The 21019-nt window shown below is 46.2% G+C and carries 20 protein-coding genes; 18 read left to right on the forward strand and 2 right to left on the reverse strand.

Translation table 11 applies throughout. From position 1 onward, the window contains the following. Positions 1-119 precede the first annotated feature (119 nt). The 16 genes from C0033_RS15350 (at position 120) to C0033_RS15425 (ending at position 17589) form a co-directional block, all read left to right on the forward strand. The gene (locus tag C0033_RS15350) at positions 120-1373 is read left to right on the forward strand and encodes a D-alanyl-D-alanine carboxypeptidase family protein (RefSeq protein ID WP_103228768.1); all 1254 of its coding nucleotides are present in this window, start codon (positions 120-122) and stop codon (positions 1371-1373) included. A gap of 140 nt (positions 1374-1513) precedes the next feature. Continuing rightward, a complete protein-coding gene (locus C0033_RS15355; protein ID WP_103228769.1) occupies positions 1514-2968 on the forward strand; it encodes a carboxyl transferase domain-containing protein in 1455 nt (484 codons plus the stop codon). Positions 2969-2985: 17 nt separating this feature from the next. Further along, positions 2986-3753, forward strand: coding sequence for an OadG family transporter subunit (locus C0033_RS15360; protein ID WP_103228770.1), 768 nt, complete (start codon positions 2986-2988; stop codon positions 3751-3753). A 21-nt stretch (positions 3754-3774) separates the two neighbouring features. Next, positions 3775-4143 carry a biotin/lipoyl-containing protein gene (locus C0033_RS15365; protein WP_103228771.1) on the forward strand — a complete coding sequence of 123 codons (369 nt, stop codon included), beginning with the start codon at positions 3775-3777 and terminating at the stop codon, positions 4141-4143. A gap of 42 nt (positions 4144-4185) precedes the next feature. Then, entirely contained in the window at positions 4186-5337 is a 1152-nt protein-coding gene (locus C0033_RS15370) for a sodium ion-translocating decarboxylase subunit beta (RefSeq protein ID WP_103228772.1), read from the forward strand. Between the two features lie 28 nt (positions 5338-5365). Beyond that, a complete protein-coding gene (locus C0033_RS15375; RefSeq protein WP_103228773.1) occupies positions 5366-6778 on the forward strand; it encodes an oxaloacetate decarboxylase subunit alpha in 1413 nt (470 codons plus the stop codon). A gap of 126 nt (positions 6779-6904) precedes the next feature. Next, complete coding sequence (locus C0033_RS15380; protein WP_103228774.1) at positions 6905-7414, forward strand: NUDIX domain-containing protein; 510 nt, start codon at positions 6905-6907, stop codon at positions 7412-7414. Positions 7415-7556: 142 nt separating this feature from the next. Then, a complete protein-coding gene (locus C0033_RS15385; protein ID WP_103228775.1) occupies positions 7557-9659 on the forward strand; it encodes an SH3 domain-containing protein in 2103 nt (700 codons plus the stop codon). A 22-nt stretch (positions 9660-9681) separates the two neighbouring features. Continuing rightward, entirely contained in the window at positions 9682-11280 is a 1599-nt protein-coding gene (locus tag C0033_RS15390) for a cadherin-like beta sandwich domain-containing protein (protein ID WP_103228776.1), read from the forward strand. A 93-nt stretch (positions 11281-11373) separates the two neighbouring features. Beyond that, complete coding sequence (locus C0033_RS15395; RefSeq protein WP_103228777.1) at positions 11374-12519, forward strand: amidohydrolase; 1146 nt, start codon at positions 11374-11376, stop codon at positions 12517-12519. Between the two features lie 17 nt (positions 12520-12536). After that, entirely contained in the window at positions 12537-13343 is an 807-nt protein-coding gene (locus C0033_RS15400; protein ID WP_103228778.1) for a MerR family transcriptional regulator, read from the forward strand. A gap of 70 nt (positions 13344-13413) precedes the next feature. Next, on the forward strand, positions 13414-13989 hold the full coding sequence (locus C0033_RS15405) for a chromate transporter (RefSeq protein ID WP_103228863.1): 576 nt from the start codon (positions 13414-13416) through the stop codon (positions 13987-13989). Next, positions 13976-14503: a chromate transporter gene (locus C0033_RS15410; protein WP_103228779.1), complete on the forward strand. Its 528-nt coding sequence runs from the start codon at positions 13976-13978 to the stop codon at positions 14501-14503. The genes C0033_RS15405 and C0033_RS15410 overlap by 14 nt, the downstream gene beginning before the upstream one ends. Before the next feature lie 280 nt (positions 14504-14783). Continuing rightward, on the forward strand, positions 14784-15830 hold the full coding sequence (gene dctP, locus C0033_RS15415; RefSeq protein ID WP_103228780.1) for a TRAP transporter substrate-binding protein DctP: 1047 nt from the start codon (positions 14784-14786) through the stop codon (positions 15828-15830). Then, complete coding sequence (locus C0033_RS15420; RefSeq protein WP_103228781.1) at positions 15814-16281, forward strand: TRAP transporter small permease; 468 nt, start codon at positions 15814-15816, stop codon at positions 16279-16281. The genes dctP and C0033_RS15420 overlap by 17 nt, the downstream gene beginning before the upstream one ends. Further along, positions 16282-17589, forward strand: coding sequence for a TRAP transporter large permease (locus C0033_RS15425; protein WP_103228782.1), 1308 nt, complete (start codon positions 16282-16284; stop codon positions 17587-17589). Here C0033_RS15425 and C0033_RS15430 read toward each other — a convergent pair. After that, positions 17586-18470 carry an AraC family transcriptional regulator gene (locus tag C0033_RS15430; RefSeq protein ID WP_103228783.1) on the reverse strand — a complete coding sequence of 295 codons (885 nt, stop codon included), beginning with the start codon at positions 18468-18470 and terminating at the stop codon, positions 17586-17588. The two genes, C0033_RS15425 and C0033_RS15430, sit on opposite strands and share 4 nt — an antisense overlap. Before the next feature lie 149 nt (positions 18471-18619). Between C0033_RS15430 and C0033_RS15435 the strand changes: the two genes are divergently transcribed. Both C0033_RS15435 and C0033_RS15440 read left to right on the forward strand, forming a co-directional pair. Then, the gene (locus C0033_RS15435) at positions 18620-19741 is read left to right on the forward strand and encodes a glycoside hydrolase family 88 protein (protein ID WP_103228864.1); all 1122 of its coding nucleotides are present in this window, start codon (positions 18620-18622) and stop codon (positions 19739-19741) included. Positions 19742-19756: 15 nt separating this feature from the next. Continuing rightward, positions 19757-20599 (forward strand): sugar phosphate isomerase/epimerase family protein, encoded by an 843-nt coding sequence (locus C0033_RS15440; protein ID WP_103228784.1) that lies wholly within the window; start codon positions 19757-19759, stop codon positions 20597-20599. On the opposite strand, the gene C0033_RS15445 is transcribed toward C0033_RS15440, so the two are convergent. Beyond that, the gene (locus tag C0033_RS15445; RefSeq protein ID WP_103228785.1) at positions 20596-20910 is read right to left on the reverse strand and encodes a DUF6173 family protein; all 315 of its coding nucleotides are present in this window, start codon (positions 20908-20910) and stop codon (positions 20596-20598) included. The genes C0033_RS15440 and C0033_RS15445 overlap by 4 nt on opposite strands. Between the last annotated feature and the right edge of the window lie 109 nt (positions 20911-21019).

Here is a 21019-nt window from a genome sequence, read left to right on the forward strand (position 1 = left end):
ACGAACACTTGTACTCCTTATTATAGCGGATTCCTCATTAAAATCCAAGACAGGACGGCGTATAAAATGAAAAAATAACGAATAGGATAAATTAATTGCAGAGTTCAGGATGTGGCTGAATGATACGGAAAATAACGGTTTTTTTGATCGTGATAATAATGATGATGGTTCAAACCGCGGCGTTTACTTCCTATGGGGAAGAGGAGGAAGGAAAAAAGGAGGATTTTAACCTGTATTCCCAGTCTGCGGTTTTAATTGACGGCGATTCCGGGCGCATTTTGTATGGGAAAAATGAGGAGCAGCAAAGGCCCATGGCCAGCACCACCAAGATCATGACGTGTATCCTGGCGCTGGAACACGGCAGTTTAGACGATGTGGTCACCGCTTCCTCCAATGCGGCGGCCCAGCCCAAGGTACATCTTTCGGTGCGGAACGGGGAAGAGTTTTATTTAAAGGACCTTTTATACTCTCTGATGCTGGAATCCCATAACGATTCAGCGGTGATGATTGCAGAACATATCGGCGGAAGCGTGGAAGGGTTTGCGGCTATGATGAACCAGAAAGCCCGTGATTTAGGCTGCAATGATTCCTTTTTTATCACGCCCAACGGGCTGGACGCGAAGGTGAGCATGGAAGGGCAGGAAAAGATGCATTCCACAAGCGCTGCGGATCTGAGCCGGATCATGAAATACTGCGTGATGGATTCGCCTAAAAAAGAAGAATTTCTGGAGATAACCAGAACCCAGAATTATTATTTTACAGATGTGGGGGGAAAGAGGTCTTTTAATTGTGTCAACCATAACGCGCTTCTGTCCATGATGGACAGTGCTCTGTCGGGAAAGACCGGATTTACCGGAGGGGCGGGATATTCCTATGTAGGGGCGGTGAGAAAGGACGACAGGACTTTCGTTATCGCGCTTTTGGGGTGCGGATGGCCGCCCCATAAAACATATAAGTGGTCGGATGCCAGGACCCTGTTTCAATACGGTCTGGACAATTACCGGTATAAGGACGTATTTGAAGAAGTGGATTTAAAGCCGGTTACCGTTTCCATGGGGATTTCCGAAAATGGTGATATCAGCCAGGACCCGGCATGCAAGCTTTCCCTCCTGTTAAAACCGGAAGAAAAGGAACTGAGAGTGCTGATGAATGACCAGGAACATGTGGAAGTTTCCTGCCGGATTCCGAAGAATTTAAAAGCGCCTGTTTACGCCAATACCCCGGTGGGAAGCGTTACTTACAGCCTGAATGGGGAGAATATAAAGGTGTATCCGGTTTATGCATGCAGTACAATTGAAAAGATTAATTTTAAGTGGTGCCTGAATAAAATCACAAATTCACTATTAAGCGGGATTACTTGTCCGCAATTTTAGAATATTTAACCAAATATTACTTGATATTTTGCAGTAAACGTTATACAATTATAATCGGCAGAAATTGGATTTACTGTGGGGTTGTTTCGTTAATAACGTGACAATCACCATCAAAATATTTAAAAATGGAGGACTGCAAAATGAGTAATTCAGCACAATCATCAGCAAGTAACAGAATTAATTCTTTACTTGATGAGAACAGTTTTGTTGAAGTTGGGGCTTATGTAACTGCTAGAAGCACCGATTTTAACATGACAGCACAAGAAACACCTGCTGACGGTGTAGTAACCGGTTATGGTACCATCGAAGGCAACCTTGTGTATGTGTACAGCCAGGACGCGTCTGTTTTAGGCGGATCTTTAGGCGAGATGCACGCAAAAAAAATCTCCAATATTTATGCATTGGCTATGAAGATGGGGGCACCGGTAGTCGGACTGATCGACTGCGCAGGTTTACGCTTACAGGAGGCAACCGATGCTCTTAACGGTTTTGGCCAGTTGTATTTGAGTCAGACCATGGCTTCTGGGGTTATTCCACAGATTTCAGCAATTTTCGGTACATGCGGCGGCGGTATGGCAGTATCAGCCGCTATCACGGACTTTACGCTGATGGAAGAGAAAAAAGGCAAATTATTCGTAAACTCACCGAATGCAATTGATGACAATTATACGGAGAAGTGCAACACCGCATCCGCAGCATTCCAGAGCGAAGAAGTGGGCCTGGTAGATTTTACAGGAGATGAAGCCTCCATATTAAACCAGATCAGAGCTTTAGTATCAATTCTTCCAGCTAATAACGAAGATGATATGTCTTATGATGAATGCACCGACGAGTTAAACAGGGTTTGTGAAGGCCTTGAGAACTGTGTTGGTGATACCAGCCTTGCATTAACCATGATTTCAGATGATAACTTCTTTATGGAAGTAAAAGCAGCTTACGAACCTTCCATGGTAACCGGTTTTATCCGCCTGAATGGTACAACCGTTGGCTGCGTGGCAAACCGCAGTGAAAAGTATGATGAAAAAGGTGATAAGGCTGCAGAATATGACGCTGTGCTGACATCCAGAGGATGTAAGAAAGCGGCAGACTTTGTATCATTTTGTGATGCGTTCAACATTCCTTTACTGACACTTGTCAATGTAAAAGGATATGCCGCAACGAAATGCAGCGAAAAGAATATGGCAAAGGCAGCAGGACGTTTAACTTATGCATTTGCTAACGCAAGTGTTCCTAAAGTAACTGTTATCGCAGGCGAAGCTTATGGAACCGCATACTTAACCATGAACAGCAAAGCGATCGGCGCTGATATCGTATATGCATGGCCGGACGCAACCATCGGAATGATGGATTCGACAGCAGCTGTTAAGATCATGTATGCAGATGAAATCGGCAAAGCGGATAACGGCGCAGCTCTCATTCAGGAGAAGGCAGCTCAGTATCAGGAACTGCAGTCAAGCGCTCTCGCAGCAGCTAAGAGAGGATATGTGGATGACATTGTAAATCCGGAAGACACCAGAAAGAGAGTGATCGCAGCATTTGAAATGTTATTCACAAAGAGAGAGGATCGTCCAAGTAAAAAACATGGTACGGTTTAGAATGAGGTGACAGGTATATGAAACTGAAAATAAAACGAGTAATGTTAGCATTATGCATGGTAACCTGCCTCTTTTTATCCGCCTGCAGCACAGCGAAGGATGATGCAAGTTCTTCTGTAGAGCCGGGACTGGCAATGACGCTGCAGGAGATTTCCAAGGATACGCTTTCGCAGTTTGCCAATATGACTGACGAGCAGTATGCTATGACTCTGGCTCAGGCAGAGAAATCCGGATATACGGCTATGGCTACCGGTCTTGCTTCCTGGAACAGTGTAAAAGATGATCTTGGCGCATTTGTATCTGTAGACGATACTTTAGTTACAAAAACTGAAGACGGATACAGCATCGAAGTATCTGCTACATTTGAAAAACGTGAAGTGAAAGTTAATATCGGTATCAATGAAGAGGTGTCTGAATATACGGCCATGTCATTCTCTCCTGTTTACACAACCGGAGAAAACCTGACAAAAGCGGGAATGAATACCTTGATGGGTATGGGTACCGTATTTATCGTATTGATCTTCATCAGTCTTTTGATCGGATGCTTTAAGTTCATCAACGCATTTGAGCAGAAGATGAAAAACAATGCGAAGAAAGAATCTGTGGCAGCACCGGCACCGGCTCCTGTACAGGCAGCACCTGTTGAAGAAGAGGAACTGGTTGATGATTTGGAACTGGTAGCAGTTATCACAGCAGCGATTGCAGCTGCCGCGAATACATCGTCAGACGGTTTGGTAGTGCGTTCAATCAAGAGAGCACCGTCGGCAAAATGGAAAAAAGCTTAATCTATTAGGAGGATTATCATCATGAAAAATTATACAATTACAGTTAATGGTAATGTTTATGAAGTAACCGTAGAAGAAGGAACAGGAAGCGCAGCAGCAGCTCCGGCCGCAGCACCTAAGGCAGCTCCAAAAGCGGCACCGAAAGCAGCTCCTAAGGCAGCAGCAGGCGCAGCAGGTTCCGTAGCAGTATCCGCTCCTATGCCAGGAAAGATCCTTGCGGTAAAAGCAAGCGTTGGACAGGCTGTAAAACGCGGCGAAGTACTGCTTGTTTTGGAAGCAATGAAGATGGAAAATGAAATCGTAGCTCCTCAGGATGGAACAGTTGCTAGTATTAATGTAGCAGTAGGTGATTCAGTAGAAGCAGGCGCAACAATTGCTACATTAAACTAGGAATGATGCGAATTAGCGCAGATTCCGGATGGAGGGATTAAGATGGATTATATAACAACAACATTCACAAACCTTCTTCAGCAGACAGCATTTTTAAACCTGACAGGTGGAAACCTGATTATGATAGGTGTGGCGTGTATCTTTTTATACCTCGCGATTAAAAAAGGTTTTGAACCACTGCTTTTGGTACCAATTGCATTTGGTATGCTGTTAGTCAATATCTATCCTGAGATTATGGCTAGCCCTGAAGATACTTCAAACGGTGTGGGTGGTTTGCTTCATTATTTCTATGTATTGGATGAATGGAGTATATTGCCTTCCCTGATTTTCATGGGTGTTGGTGCGATGACAGACTTCGGTCCGCTGATCGCCAACCCTAAGAGCTTTTTGCTTGGTGCAGCAGCTCAGTTTGGCATTTATTCCGCATATTTTCTGGCAATATTTATGGGATTCAACGATAAGGCAGCAGCAGCTATCTCCATCATCGGCGGTGCAGACGGCCCTACTTCCATCTTCCTGGCAGGTAAACTGGGACAGGTTGAATTCATGGGACCGATTGCAGTAGCGGCTTATTCCTATATGGCGCTGGTTCCGATTATCCAGCCGCCGATTATGAAGTTATTCACAACGGAAAAAGAGCGTAAGATTAAGATGGAACAGTTAAGACCTGTTTCCAAACTGGAAAAGATCCTCTTCCCGATTATCGTTACCATCGTGGTATGTATGATTCTTCCGTCAACCGCTCCGCTTGTTGGTATGCTCATGCTCGGTAACCTGTTCAGAGAGTCCGGCGTTGTTAAACAGCTGTCCGAAACAGCTTCTAACGCTTTAATGTACATTGTAGTTATCCTTCTGGGAACATCCGTAGGCGCAACTACAAGTGCGGAAGCTTTCTTAAAGGTTACTACTTTAAAGATCGTTGCTCTCGGGCTGATTGCATTTGCAGTCGGTACTGCAGCAGGTGTTCTGTTCGGTAAATTGATGTGTTTGGCAACCGGAGGAAAGGTGAATCCGCTGATCGGTTCGGCAGGAGTTTCCGCAGTTCCGATGGCAGCACGTGTATCTCAGAAGGTGGGTTCTGAAGCAGATCCTACAAACTTCCTGCTGATGCATGCGATGGGACCAAACGTAGCAGGTGTTATCGGTACTGCAGTAGCAGCAGGTACCTTTATGGCAATCTTTGGAGTGAGATAAATTTGGAATTATTATAGGAGGTAACATAATGGCAGAGATAGAGAAAAGACCGGTTAAGATTGTGGAAACCGTCCTTCGTGACGCCCATCAGTCTTTGCTGGCAACCAGAATGACCACAGAGCAGATGCTCCCGATCGTTGATAAGATGGATCAGGTTGGCTACTTCGCAGTAGAATGCTGGGGCGGTGCAACATTTGATGCATGCCTTCGTTTCTTAAAAGAAGATCCGTGGATCAGACTTAGAAAATTAAGAGATGGATTTAAAAATACAAAATTACAGATGCTGTTCAGAGGACAGAACATTCTGGGATATAACCACTATGCAGATGACGTTGTGGAATATTTCGTACAGAAATCAATCGCCAATGGTATTGATATCATCAGAATTTTCGACTGTCTGAACGATATCCGTAACCTTCAGACAGCAGTTAAAGCTGCCAACAGAGAAAAAGGACATGCTCAGGTAGCTCTTTGCTATACTCTTGGCGATGCTTATACTCTGGACTATTGGAAAAACATTGCAAAAGAGATCGAAGATATGGGCGCTGACTCTATCTGTATCAAGGATATGGCCGGTCTGTTGACACCATACAAAGCGGAAGAACTGGTAGCTGCATTAAAAGCGTCCACCAAACTTCCAATCGATCTTCATACACATTACACATCAGGTGTTGCTTCTATGACTTATTTAAAAGCAGTAGAAGCAGGCTGCGATATCATCGATACCGCAATGTCACCGCTCGCTCTTGGAACCAGCCAGCCGGCAACTGAGGTTATGGTTGAGACATTCAGAGATACACCATATGACACAGGCTGCAACCAGCAGCTTTTGGCAGAGATTTGTGAATACTTCACACCAATCCGTGAAGAAGCATTAAAGAGCGGCCGTTTAAGTCCTAAGATGCTTGGTGTTAACATCAAAACACTTCAGTATCAGGTACCTGGCGGAATGTTATCCAACCTGTTAGGACAGCTGAAGGAAGCGGGACAGGAAGACAAGTTTACAGCAGTTCTGGAAGAAGTTCCAAGAGTGCGTAAAGACTTCGGTGAGCCGCCTCTGGTTACTCCGTCTTCACAGATTGTTGGTACCCAGGCAGTTCTTAACGTAATCAGCGGCGAACGCTACAAGATGGTTACGAAAGAGTCCAAGAAGATCCTTATGGGTGAATTCGGACAGACTGTAAAACCATTTAATCCTGAGGTTCAGAAGAAGGTTGTTGGAGACGAAGCTCCGATTACCTGCAGACCTGCAGATTTAATCCCTGCACAGCTTCCTCAGTTTGAGAAAGAATGTGCTCAGTGGAAACAGCAGGATGAAGATGTATTATCCTATGCGCTGTTCCCGGCTGTAGCAAAGGAATTCTTCCAGTACAGAGAAGCACAGCAGTCTAAGATTGACCCGGCGGCAGCTGACACAAAAAGCAAAGCTTATCCGGTATAATAAGTAATAAAACGGCCGGCCTGCGGACATAAAACGCAGGGTCCGGCTGTTTTTTGAGTTATAAGATCCGGCGTTAAAGGCCGGGGAAAAAGCAAAACAGTTATTGGAAGAAATGAGAGAATAAACATGAAATTTACCTATTGTCCGGACTGCGGAAAAAAATTAACAGAAAAAGAGATCGGGGACGAGGGGCTTGTGCCTTATTGTCCGGAATGCGGCCGTCCTTGGTTCGCATTATCATACACCTGCACGATTACTCTGGTGGTGAATGAAGAAAATGAAATTGCCCTGATTCGTCAGGGGTATGTGTCGGAAACGAATTATGTGTGCATTGCCGGTTATATGAAACCGGGTGAGAGCGGGGAAACGACAGCGGCCAGGGAAGTGGAAGAGGAACTGGGGCTGAAACCATATAAGATAACATACGTGAACAGCTACCCATTTGAACGGAAGGATATGCTGATGCTGGGATTTACGGCCAGAGTAAAAAAGGCGGATTTCCACATTTCACAGGAAGTGGATAAGGCAGAGTGGTTTACTTATCAGGAAGCTGTGGAGAAATTGAGGCCGGGAAGCATTGCGCAGCAGCTTTGCATGGAAGGATATTGTATGATTGAGAAAGAATGCGGAATATAATTTAAAACTTTCTTACAATATATACCAATTATGTGAACTTTTTTTGAATTTGTTGACAGGGCATAACATTTTTCATTATAATGGGTTTAATGCCATAAATGGAAAGATTATGTAACTTTAAATGGCACATAGGAGAAAATACATGAAAAAGTTAAGATACATAAGGGGAGCTGCACTGGCGCTTGCTTTGTCGTTCAGTGCGAATACGGTTCTGTGCTTAATTAAGCCCCCCATGGAGAGTTATGCCTATACTCCGCGAAGTGCCTCGGTCAATGCCTCCAACCTGAATGTGAGAAGCGGCCCGGGAACCTCGTATTCGGCAGTCGCCAAGTTATCAAAGGGTACGGCGGTTACCGTAATCGGCGAAAAGAATGCTTCCGACGGAGCATTATGGTATGAAATCCGTTTTTCAGCCAGTAATGGCGCGGAAACTACCGGTTATGTCCTCAACAGCTATGTGAAATTTCCGGTCACCTATCAGTCGGACAAGGATTTTGAAGCGTATTTGACGAATCAGGGGTTCCCGGAAAGCTATAAAACCGGGTTAAGACAGCTTCATGCCCAGTATCCCCAGTGGGTTTTTACAGCCCAGCACACCAATTTGGAGTGGGAAACTGTAATTCAGAATGAAGCGGTTGTGGGCAGAAACCTTGTACATAAAAACAGTATTTCATCGTGGAAATCCATTGCGGACGGCGCTTACAACTGGGACAGCAGTTCCTGGCCGGGATTTGATACATCTTCCTGGGTGGCGGCGTCGGAAGGGATTATCCGTTATTATATGGATCCGAGAAATTTCTTGGACGAAACCTATGTTTTTCAGTTTTTATCCCAGAGCTATGACGCGTCTGCCCATACAAAAGAAGGACTGGAACTGATGGTTGCAGGAACCTTTTTATCAGGTACCGCGGCGGGCGGATCGGGAAATTCGGGAAGTTCGGGCGGCACTTCCTATGGCCCGGGAGGTTCTTCCTCTTCAGGCAGCGGCGGATCGTCTTCAGGCAGCAGTTACGGGCCGGGCGTATCTCCCGGAACCTCTTCGGGAAGCTCCGGCGGTTCCTCACCCGGCTCTTCCTCCGGTTCATCCGGTAATGGCGGCGTCCGTTTTGAAGCGCCCACCAAGGGAAACAGTTCGGATATCAGCCTCGGGCCGCCTCAGGCGTCCATCAGCAGGAAATACGTGGATGTGGTAACCACCTCCATCGGCCCCGGAATGTCACCCGGCATGGGAAATTCGGACAGCGGTAATTCAAGCCCCGGCAGCCCCGGTGATAATTCGGGAACAGGAACTCCGCCTTCATCAGGCAGCAATTCCTATGTGGATATCATCATGAATGCAGGAGCCCAGTCTGGCGTTAACCCTTATGTTCTTGCGGCTATGATCATTCAGGAACAGGGAAAAGGCGGAACAAGCGATTCCATTTCAGGAAGATGTTCCGGTTATGAAGGATATTATAACTTCTTTAATATAGAAGCGTATGCGTCGGGAAGTATGACTCCGATACAGCGCGGATTGTGGTATGCATCCCAGTCCGGCAATTACGGACGGCCGTGGAACAGCCCGGAAGCGGCGATTTTAGGCGGCTCTTCCTATTATGGCAACAACTATGTAAAAGTGGGACAGGATACCTTCTATTTGAAAAAGTTTAACGTACAGGGAAGTAACCTGTATAAACATCAGTATATGACAAACGTACAGGGAGCTGCTTCAGAAGCTGCATTATATGCGTCTGCATATAGTTCTGAGCTGAAAAAATCAGCTTTGGAATTTAAAATTCCTGTATTTAAAAATATGCCGGCGGAAGCAAGCCCGAGGCCGACTGCGGACGGAAGTCCGAATAACAAGCTGTCAGGCCTTGGAGTCAACGGATTCTCACTGACGCCGACCTTTAATAAGGATACAACAGAGTACGACCTGATTGTAGCGCCGTCCGTATCTCAGATTACGGTCAATGCGACAGCGATCCAGTCAGCGGCCAGCATCAGCGGTTCGGGTACAATTCAGCTTCAGGAAGGCAACAACGATATCAGGATTTCAGTAACGGCTGAAAACGGTACGGTGAGAGAATATGTAATCCGTGTGGTAAGACGAGACGGCGGACCTACGGGTGACGGTTCCGTTAATACCGGAACTCCTGATCCAAGCGGCGGCCCCGGCGGATCTTCGGGACCGTCAGGTCCTGGAACCAGCACAGGCGGTACGCCTGGAGGCAGCGATGTGGTGATAATCAGTCCGGCCGGATAACAAAGGAAAAATAGGAGATATTATGAACAGAAATGGATTAAAGCGGATAAAAGCCGCAGCAGTTCTGATTACAGTTCTGCTTATGATGAATATACAGATGCTGACCGCTTTTGCAGCGACGGCGCGGATTGCATTTTCAGATCCTACGGTGAAAGTGGGAGATGAATTCAGCGTTACGATGAAGATAACAACCGGCGACGGAAAACTCGGCAAGGCGGATGTGATGCTCGCTTACGACTCCAGTATTCTGGAGTTTGTGAGCGGCACAGGGGCCAGCGGCGGTGCAGGTTCTATTAAAGTATCGGGAGCTTCAGACACCGCTAAACCGGCAGAGATGAGTTTTTCCCTGAAATTTAAGGCGACACAGGCAGGGAAGGCGAATATAACGATCAGCGACCAGGAGATTTATGATCTGGACGGACAGGCGGTTACTGTGAATAAGCAGGGAAGTTCGGCGGTTACGATTACGCCTCTCGCCAGCTATTCCAAGGACGCCTCTCTGGCATCCCTTCAGATATCACCAGGCACTCTGACACCGGCTTTTTCAGCTGATGTAGAAGAGTATACGGCCACAGTCGGTGTGGATGTGGATAAAATTATTGTCAGCGCACCGTCTTCGGATTCCAAGGCAAAAGTGGTGATCTCAGGCAATGATAACCTGAAAGTGGGCGAGAACAAGCTTGTCTGCAAGGTGACTGCGGAAGACGGGGAAACCGTAAAGAATTACACGATCACAGTAACTAAGACAGAGGAAGCGCAGCCTGCCGGACAGACCGGTACAGCCAATGCGGGCGGAATTAAGGTTGAGACTATTGCCAAAACAGTAACGATAGTACCTCTTGATGAAGGCGTAACCGTACCTGCCGGATTAGTTGAGAACTCCCTCACAATCAAAGGCGAAAAGGTTCAGGGATGGATCGCGGCCGGAGACGGACAGAATGAATACTGCGTAGTCTATGCGATGAATGCGGACGGAGAAAAGAACTTCTACCGCTATGATATGAAGGAACGCACCATGCAACGCTACTTCGATTCAGCTGCCGGAAATCAGACACAGAGCGTGATCAGCCAGATTGAAGATTATAACCAGCTGGTACACGATTACGATATGCGGTTTATCATTATTATGGCACTGATTGCTGTCTGCGTCGTATTATTTATCATTATTCTGGTTCTGCTGTTCAGAAAAGGCGGACATGATGAACCATATGACGATGAGGATTTCAGAGAAGATGATGAGGACGACCTTTTCAAAAAACGGACAACGAAAGAGGAACGCTATCTGAGAGGGCTAGAGGCAGAAGAGGAAGATGGGTTTGAACATTCATCAAGTGTTCCTGCCCATAAGAGCCGCGGTCAGAAAAAGACGGCGTCTGCCGCCAAGCTGGCACAGGCTGAGACTGCAGCTTCATATCCGGATCGGATGGAGCCGGAAACAAAGGCAGCTCCGTCACCGAAAGCGGCTCCGGCAGCTAAAGCGGCACAACCGCCTAAGGCAGCGCCTGCCGCAAAACCGGCACCAACTGCTAAGGCGGCGGCAAAGAGCGCTCCGGTGAGAAAATCGGTTCCTGAACCGGTTGTGGAGGACGATGATGATGATTTTGAAGTTCTGGACATCTAAATAAATGCAATTAACAAAAACGGATTTCAGAGCCTTGGGCCGCTGGATTCCGTTTTTGTTGGTTTGGACTAAGAAAAGAAGGAGGAAGTTTTTATGCTTTGTATTAAAAATGGTTTGATTCATGACGCGGTAAAGGAAGAGCCTTTTCAGGCGGATCTATTTATTGACAGCGGAAAAATTGTGAGAATTGGTAATGGATTTGATCTTCCGGAGGGGACTGAGGTGCTGGATGCAGAGGGACTTGAGATCTATCCGGGATTTGTGGAAGCCCACTGCCATCTGGGGCTGGATGGATATGGAATTGGTTTTGAAGGCCAGGATTATAATGAGATGAACGATATTTTATCTCCGCAGCTTAGAGGAATCGACAGTTTTAATCCTATGGACCCTTCCGTAAAAATGGCGGCGGAAGCCGGTGTAACCTGCGTTGCGACAGGTCCGGGAAGTTCCAATGTGCTGGGCGGAACCTTTATCGCCGTAAAAACTGCCGGAAAACGTGTGGATGATATGATTATCAAGGACCCTGTGGCCATGAAGTGTGCGTTTGGTGAAAATCCTAAGCGCAGATATAAAGAAAAGAATAATTATGCGCGAATGTCCACCGCTTCCAAGCTGAGAGAGATGCTTTTAAAGGCCCAAGATTATAAAGAACGCAAAGATGCGGCCGGTGATGACGTGTTAAAAAGGCCGGCCTATGACATGAAGCTGGAAGCTTTGATTCCGGTGCTTAACCGGGAGATACCTCTGAAGGCACATGCCCATCAGGCCAACGATATCTTTACGGCTATCAGGATTGCCAAAGAATTTGACGTAAAACTTACATTGGAACACTGCACGGAAGGCCATATGATCGTGGAAGAATTGGTGAAGGAAGATTATCCGATGGCGGTAGGCCCGTCCTTAACCCATGCGACCAAGTTTGAACTTCAGAATAAGTCCTTTACCACGCCTGGAGTTCTGGCATCTGCAGGCTGCCAAGTATCCATTATTACGGATTCCCCTGTGATTCCGCAGCAGTATCTGCCGCTCTGTGCAGGTCTTGCGGTAAAAGCGGGAATGGAACCGTTTGATGCGCTGAAAGCGATTACCATCAATGCGGCCAGACACATCGGCGTGGAGGACCGGGTGGGCTCCATCGAATGCGGTAAGGATGCGGACCTGGTGATTACGGACGGTTCTCCTTTTGAAGTGGCAACGACCGTACACCATGTTTTCATCGATGGGGAGCGGATCAAATAAGAACCGGAGTTAGGGAAATGGAGTATAGAATTGGAGTGGTTTCAAAACTGCTCGGGATATCGGCCGAGGGCTTGAGACTGTATGAACGAGAAGGGATTTTAAATTCCAGGCGGGAAGAAGGCGGCGGTTACCGCCTTTACGGCCATCTGGATATCACCGCATTGATGAGGGCCAGATCTTACCATAATTATGGTTTTTCCTTAAAGGAAACGGAGTATCTGATCAATTCCGACAATATGGAAGGCGTGCTGGGATGCTATCAGAAACGTTTGGAGGATTTGGAACGTGAGATCGCCGTAAAGCAGAGAATGCTGGAATATATGAAAGAAGTCAACGGCCTTTCCGAGCGCCTGGAAGGGGATTTGTGGTGCATCAGGAGGGAAAAACGGCCTGATATGTACCGGTTTGAATTCATGGACGGAGACTGTTTAATCATAGAACCGGAGGAATACGGAGAATTTCAAAAATGGGTGAATCTGGCGCCATTTGCGTTTCCGGCACAGAGAAATGAGTGGGAGGCAGTGTTAAGCGGAAAGGATCACAGCATTTCAGCCCTGGGGATCTTTGAAAAGGATGCGGAATTTTTCGGAATTGAGGAAAATGAGAGAATTGTCAGATACCCTTCCTGTGACTGCCTGTACACAGTTGTGAAAATCGCGGGAGAAGAGGTCCAGGCTACGGAGTATCTGAAACATTTGAAGAAATATGTGGAGGAAAACAGGATTCAAGTTGCAGGAGATCCCATTGCCCGTACGTTTTTATCCATGAACAAGCGGGAAAATTATACCAGATACCGCCAAATCTGGCTTCCGGTGGAAGGATAGTGGCAGAAAACCCTTGACCTTACATAAGGTTGAGGGTTTATTATTATTCCGAGGTGATAAAGTGAAAAAAATGGAATCTTCAGTTAAGAGGTCCGTAAAATTATTCGGGCAGTTTTTTAAATTAGGATGTTTTACCTTCGGAGGCGGCTGGAGCATTGTAGCACAGATGCAGAAACGGTATGTGGAAAAAGAAGGCCGTTTAACCAGTGAAGATCTGCTGGATATGACCAGCGTGGGAAGAAGCCTCCCGGGCACAATGATAGGAAATGTGGCATTTCTGTTCGGGTATCATGAGGCACGCGTCCTCGGCGGAATCGCATGTGTGATCGGAATGATCATGCCGCCAATGCTGGTTTTGACGGTGATCACTTATTTTTACAGCCTGGTGATGGATCAGGTGTGGGTCATGAGCGCCATGACAGGCGTCAGGGCTGCTGTAGTGCCCATCATAGGGAGCGCTGTGCTGGGGCTTAGGAAAGGGGCATTTCGTTATCCTGTCTGCTACGGCCTGACATTGATAGGCTTCCTGCTGTATTTATTTGCCGGAATCAGTTGTGTGGCCCTTGTCGTAATCGGGATGGCTGCCGGGATTGTAATCTGCGAAGTCTATGAGAGAAAGGAAGTGTCCAAAGATGGTATTGCTTGAGCTGTTCTGGAGCTTTCTTAAAATAGGGTTTACCAGTTTTGGCGGGCTTTCCATGATTCCATTGATCTCAAGCGAGATGGTATCCCACGGATGGATGAATGCCGGAGAGGTATCGGATATTGTGGCAATAGCCGAGATGACGCCCGGGCCGTTAGGCCTTAACTGCGCCACCTTTGCAGGAATCAAAACGGCCGGAATCGCCGGAGCCGTCGCCGCAAATTTGGGAGTTCTGATGCCCACGTTTACGGTGTGTTTATTCGCCGCCGCCTGTTTTGAACGGTTTAAAAACGGCCGGAGGATGGGGCAGATCATGGTTGGAGTGCGGCCGGTCTGCATCGGTCTGATCTTAGCGGTGATGGTTTCCCTGTCCATGACCAATTATTATATTGATTCGGCAGTGAACTATGTGGCGGTTGGTATCGGGGTGTTGGATTTATTTTTATTGGTGAAATGTAAGGTGAGCATACCAAAAGTTTTGTTAGTTAGTGCACTTTTAGGAGTTATTTTGATATAAATTATTACGATTCACAGCCCCGGTGGTCTCTGCCGTCCGTGCCGGGTTTGTAAATAGTAACTATAAATTCAGTGATTCGGTTATCCAAAACCGCAATATATTTCGAAAAAAGCATGTTCTGAGCAATATTGAGCAACATGCTTTTTTCTTTTTATGTTACAATAAAAAACGTAAGAGAAGTGCATATATTACAAAAAACTCGAGTTTAATGTTGTACAATATGTGTGTAATTTATAAAATTACCTGTAAATTACGATTCCAAAATCAAGGAGAAATAGTTATGAAGAATGTCAAAAAAACGCTTGGAATTGTCGTGACGGTGGCAGCCATAGCAGTAGCGGGATCGATATTTGTATCCGTGTCAGGAGTAACGAGAAGTGATAAAATTCAGCTGAAAATGTCTCATAACCAGTCGAAGGATTCTGAAATTGCAGATTGTATTGCAAAAGTAGCCGAGTTTGCAGCAGAAGACCCTTCCATGAACCTGGAAGTGGATATCTATGCAAGCGGTGTGCTGGGAACCGAGCAGTCCGCAGTGGAGATGGTAAAAGCGGGGGTGCTGGATATGGCAAAAGTCAGTTCCAGTATGATCGGACAGTTTAACGACTGCTATTCCATATTCTCCCTTCCTTATCTGTTCACCAGCGAGGAACATTATTATGAAGCGATGGAAAAAAGCGAAAAAGTAAAAGAATTATTTAAAATGAACGAAGAAGACGGATTTTTGGTAATCGGTTATTATGCCAACGGTTCCAGAAATATTTACTTAAAAGAAGATGTGAAAGCGGATAATCCTTCCGTGTTAAAGGGAAAGAAGATCCGTTCCATGACGAGCAGCACATCCATGAGAATGCTGGAACTGATGGGGGCATCTCCCACACCGATGGCGGCCAGCGAGACTTATACGGCCCTTCAGCAGGGAATTGTAGACGGTGCGGAAAATACGGAATTGGCCCTCACTGTGGATAAACATGCAGAGGTGGCGAAATCCTATACATACACCGAGCACCAGTATACGCCTGACGTATATATTATCAGCACAAAGACCTGGAATAAGCTGTCAAAAGAGCAGCAGGAATTTTTGGTGGAATGTCTGAACCGGAGCAATGAAAATTTCAAAAGCTTATACAGAAATATGATGGAAGAAGCGATTGAAGAAGCGAAGGGAATGGGAATGAACATCTACTACGATATCGATAAGACCGCATTTATCGAAGCCGTACAGCCTCTTCACCAGGAATATACACAAAAGGGAGAGTTTTACAAAGAACTGTATGATGATATTCAGAAATATGCAGGGGAGGACAGCCATGAAGACAGTAAATAAAATATTAGGATATGCCATTGCCGCTTTGGTGGGAATTATGGTGCTTGGCTGCTGCTGGCAGGTCATCACCCGTTTTATTCTGAACAGCCCGAGTAAATATTCAGAAGAATTTTTAAGATACGCCCTGATTTGGATGACGATGCTGGGAGTTCCTTATGCTTATGGACAGGAACGCCATATCTCCATCAACATCATAACAAAGGGATTTACACAGAAAGGTTCCATATTCACCAAGATTGTGATTGAAATCATCGTCATCCTCTTATGCCTTACCGTATTTATCGCAGGAGGAATTATGGTAACAGTCAATTCCATGGGACAGATTTCACCGGCCCTTCAGATGCCTATGCCTCTTTATTATGTAGGGCTTCCGATCTGCGGGTTCCTGACTCTGATCTACAGTGCAAACCGCATGATTGGATTTATTAAGAAATTAAAGGAGGTAGAATAAATGGAAATTCAGGCAGCTCTCATGCTGATAATCGTATTCTTCCTGATGCTGGCGTATTCCATACCTGTTTCTTACAGTATTATCGCTTCCGCATTGATTACGATTGTGGCATTTTTAACACCGAATTTTGGAATGTTTGTTTCCGCTCAGAAAATTGTAGGCGGTATGGATAGTTTTACCCTGTTAGCGGTTCCGTTCTTCATTCTGGCAGGCCTTCTGATGAGCAACGGCGGTATCGCCAAAAGGCTGATCAATCTGGCAATGCTGGTGATGGGAAAAGTTCCCGGTTCTTTGGCTCTTACCAATATTGCGGGAAATGCCATGTTCGGTTCCATCTCAGGTTCCGGTGTGGCGGCAGCGACGGCAATGGGCGGCGTTCTCAACCCGCTTGAGAAAGAAAACGGATATGATCCCGGTTTCGCTGCGGCCGTTAACGTGGCAACTGCTCCGGTAGGCCAGCTGATCCCTCCAACCACTGCATTTATCGTATATTCTGCTGCCAGCGGCGGAACATCCGTTGCCGTCTTATTCATGGCTGGCTGGATTCCAGGACTTTTATGGGCAGCGCTGTGCATGGTGGTGGCATTTATCTACGGAAAGAAGCACAATTATATCTACCAGACGGAAACTCTGACAAGACAGATTGTGTTAAAAACTATCTGGGATGCCATTCCAAGCTTATTTTTGATCGTTATTATTATCGGAGGTATCTTATCCGGTTACTTTACACCAACCGAAGCTTCCGGCGTCGCCGTTGCTTATGCGTTCTTCCTGTCGGTAGTATTGTATAAATCAATTAAGTTAAAAGAAATCCCGGGAATCCTGATGGAAGCAGGCCTTATGACAACCATCGTCATGCTGATTATCGGAGCTTCCTCAGTACTGTCCTTTGTTATGTCATTTACAGGACTTCCGGAAGCGATCAGTCAAATGATCCTTGGAATTTCCAATAACAAATACGTAATTCTCCTTATATTAAATATTTTCCTTCTGATCGTGGGAACTTTCATGGACATGGCGCCGGCGCTTCTGATCTTTACACCGATCTTTCTGCCCATCGTTCAGGCCCTTGGAATGACACCGGTTCAGTTCGGCGTTATGATCGTTATGAATCTTTCCGTAGGAACCATAACACCTCCGGTAGGAAACGTGCTCTTTATCGGCTGCAGTGTGGCAAAGCTGGAAGTGGAAGACGTGTTAAAACGAATCGTTCCATTCTTCCTGGTGATCTTTGCAGCGCTCATGTTCATCACATATATTCCGGCCTTCAGCCTGTGGCTGCCTGGGGTTCTGGGACTGCTTGACTAACCGGGCAGATTGTTGGTATAAGTCACCGTATTCAGCGTTTTGCGGTATTTCAGTGGAGACAGCGTCATGTAGGTTTTGAATATCTTTTCAAAATAGGTCATGCTCTCATAGCCCAGGGCGATTGAGATTTCAGAGATGCTCATGTCCGTTTCCTCTAAAAGCCGTTTCGCCCGCTGGATGCGGTGAATATTAATATATTCATTGATTCCATAGCCGGTGATCTCTTTAAACGTCCGGCTGAGATAGTATTTGCTGATATAAAATTGGCCGGCAAGGGCGTCTAAGGTCAGCTGCCTGTCAAAATTTTCCGATATGTAATCGGCTACCGCGTAGATATTTTTATATTTGGAGGAACTGACCATATCCTCATCCTGAAGGGCGGGAGTGTGGTTTTCCCTCATGAACTGAATGAAGTACTTGATGATCTCCATATCGATCATGGCCTTATAATTGCGGTTTTTGTTGTCAAATTCATACTGCAGTTTCAGATAGAGATCGATGAAGTCCTGCTGCTGTTTTTTGTTCAGCGGAAACACGCCGTAGTTTTGATGGAGGAACTTTACCAGGTTCAGATTGGAGAACATCTGGTCATACTCCTTCATCTTATCCCTGTCTACATAAAGGATAATCCTGTCATGGCCGAATTCCTGATCGGAATTAGCCATGGTCATATGGATGGCATTTTCATCCACCAGGATCAGAGTTCCCCCTTTTACCAGATAAGACCGGTTATCGAAGAAAAAACGGCGTTCCCCCTCAATCAGGTAAAAAATCTCGTACTGGTTATGAAAATGTTTGACATGCATGTTGAATTTGCCCTTGCGGATCATCCGCTCTAAGCCAATGCCTTCGGTTTCAGCAAAATAAATAACGGCCTCCATAAAGTAAGGTCCTCCTGTCTGTAGTGGATAGGACTATTATATAGGAAACAGAACTATTTTTCTATAGCATAAAACATTTGGCTTTATATGCCATAAATTCAGGGAATAAAGGAAAAGGGTGCCGCTCATCCGGCAGAAAGGAAAGAAAAATGCAGGAATTAAACCGTGAAGAAATTCAGAAGAAATTAAATCTGGTAGTGGATAAATTGTTGAATCTGGAAGGACCGGATAATGAAAAAGAACTGGAAGAAGGCGGCGGAGAGGCGATCGGCTTCTTTAAACGCGATTTTGGAATCAGGGAATGGGACTGGCCTCAGGGCGTAGGACTGTACGGCCTCATGAAACTGATGAGAGCGAAAAAAAGTGAAGAATACAAGGAATTTCTCTGCCAGTGGTACAGAGAAAACATGGAGCTGGGACTTCCTTCTAAAAATATCAATACCACGACCCCATTGCTCACGCTGGTGGAGTTAAACGAAAGCTATCAGGACAAAGAATTTGAAAAACTCTGCATCAGCTGGGCCGAATGGCTGATGAACTGCCTTCCGAGAACCGAAGAGGGCGGCTTCCAGCATGTGACCAGCGCCAACGGCGACCGCCAGGGCGTGCGTTTAAATGAAAATGAGATGTGGATCGACACCCTGTTCATGACCGTGCTGTTCCTGAACAAAATGGGACTGAAATACCAGAGGGAAGACTGGGTGGAAGAGGCCTGCCATCAGGTTCTCATGCATATCAAATACCTGTATGATAAGAATACCGGCTTATTCTATCACGGCTGGACATTTAACGAAAGAAATAACTTCGGCGGCGTGTTCTGGTGCAGAGGAAACAGCTGGTTTACAGCAGGAATTCTGGAATATGTGGAGATGTTCAAAGGCACTATGAACGCCGGCTTAAAGCAGTATATCGTGGACACCTATAAGGCGCAGGTAAAAGCTTTAAAGAAACTCCAGAGCAAGAGTGGCTTATGGCACACCGTTCTGGATGATCCGACCAGCTATGAGGAGGTTTCCGGCTCCGCAGCCATTACGGCAGGAATTTTAAAGGGAATCAAGATGGGCATTCTGGACGACGCTTACCTGGACTGCGCTTCCCGGGCGGTAAATGCCATCCTTAAAAACATTGATGAGGACGGAACGGTTTTAAATGTATCCGGCGGAACTGGAATGGGATACAATAAAGAGCATTATAAGAACATACTGATCGCGCCTATGGCTTACGGCCAGTCCCTTACAATTCTGGCACTGTCCCAGGCATTAGAGATTTGAGAGGAGAATAAAACTATGCAGTTAGGAATCCGTTTACATGATACAAATCCGGGAACTTTGGAAGAACGCCTGGTGATGGCTAAGGAACAGGGATTTACCTGCGTCCATCTGGCCCTTGGCAAAACCATAACCCAGCATTCCGTGGAGCCGGAAGCCCTCACTCCCGGCCTTGCCATGCATTTGAAAAAGATATTTTCCAAACATGATATGGACATCGCCGTGCTGGGATGTTATTTAAACCTGGCCAATCCGGACGAAGAGGCGTTAAAGAAGATCCAGGAAACCTATCTGGCCCACGTGCGCTTTGCGGCCCAGTTGGGATGCGGAGTGGTAGGAACGGAAACAGGAGCTCCCAATACCACATATACCTATGAAGAGGCATGTAAAAGTGAAGAAGCGCTGGCTGTTTTCATCAAAAACCTGCGCCCTGTGGTGGAGTGTGCCGAGAAGATGGGCGTTCTGGTGGCAATTGAGCCGGTATGGTGCCATATTGTGTATAATTCTAAGCGGGCGCTGCGCGTTTTGGAGGAGATCAATTCTCCGAACCTGAGAGTCATATTAGATCCGGTCAACCTCCTTTCCGGCGAAAATTATATGGATTATGATAAGGTGATCGAAGAGGCGGTAGAAGATCTGGGAAGTTATGTGGAAGTGATGCACATGAAGGATTTCCGATTTGAAGACGGTAAGGTAGTTTCTGTGGCAGCCGGAACCGGAGTGATGAATTACGACAGAATCCTTGGCTTTTTGAAAGAGAAAAAGCCATATATCCATGCAACTCTTGAAGATACCACTCCGGACAATGCGGCTGCGGCCAGAGAATTTCTGGAAAAACAATATCTGAACTTGGTACGTTAAGCTTCATCGGAAGGTGCGATGAAACCGATCCGGCGGGGCGGTTTTTCCGGGTCTTCCTTATCTACGGAAGTGAGCAGAAAGTTAATCTGGGTGACATGCTGGATCAGCTGCGACGGTTTTCCGTCCACGTAGCCATAGAAATAGACCAGTTCCGGATTCTGGAAGCCGATACCGGTTACCGTCATTAAAAGCGATGAACCGAAGGATGCGAGGAGAACCGCAACTTCCTTATCATCGTCCAGATTCTCCTGGAATGCGTCAATCTGTGCCATAATGTTGGAAAAAGCCTGCCTTGCAAATGTAAGTCCCATATCCAATCCCTCCTTGGCGAATTTATGTAACCGTCCAGCCTTTCGGTCTATGTGCGGCCTCCGGTTTGATACTTCAAGTATAACTCGTAATTGTAATTTTGGAAACCAT

Source organism: Clostridium sp. chh4-2, assembly GCF_002899675.1.
GTDB lineage: Bacteria > Bacillota > Clostridia > Lachnospirales > Lachnospiraceae > CHH4-2.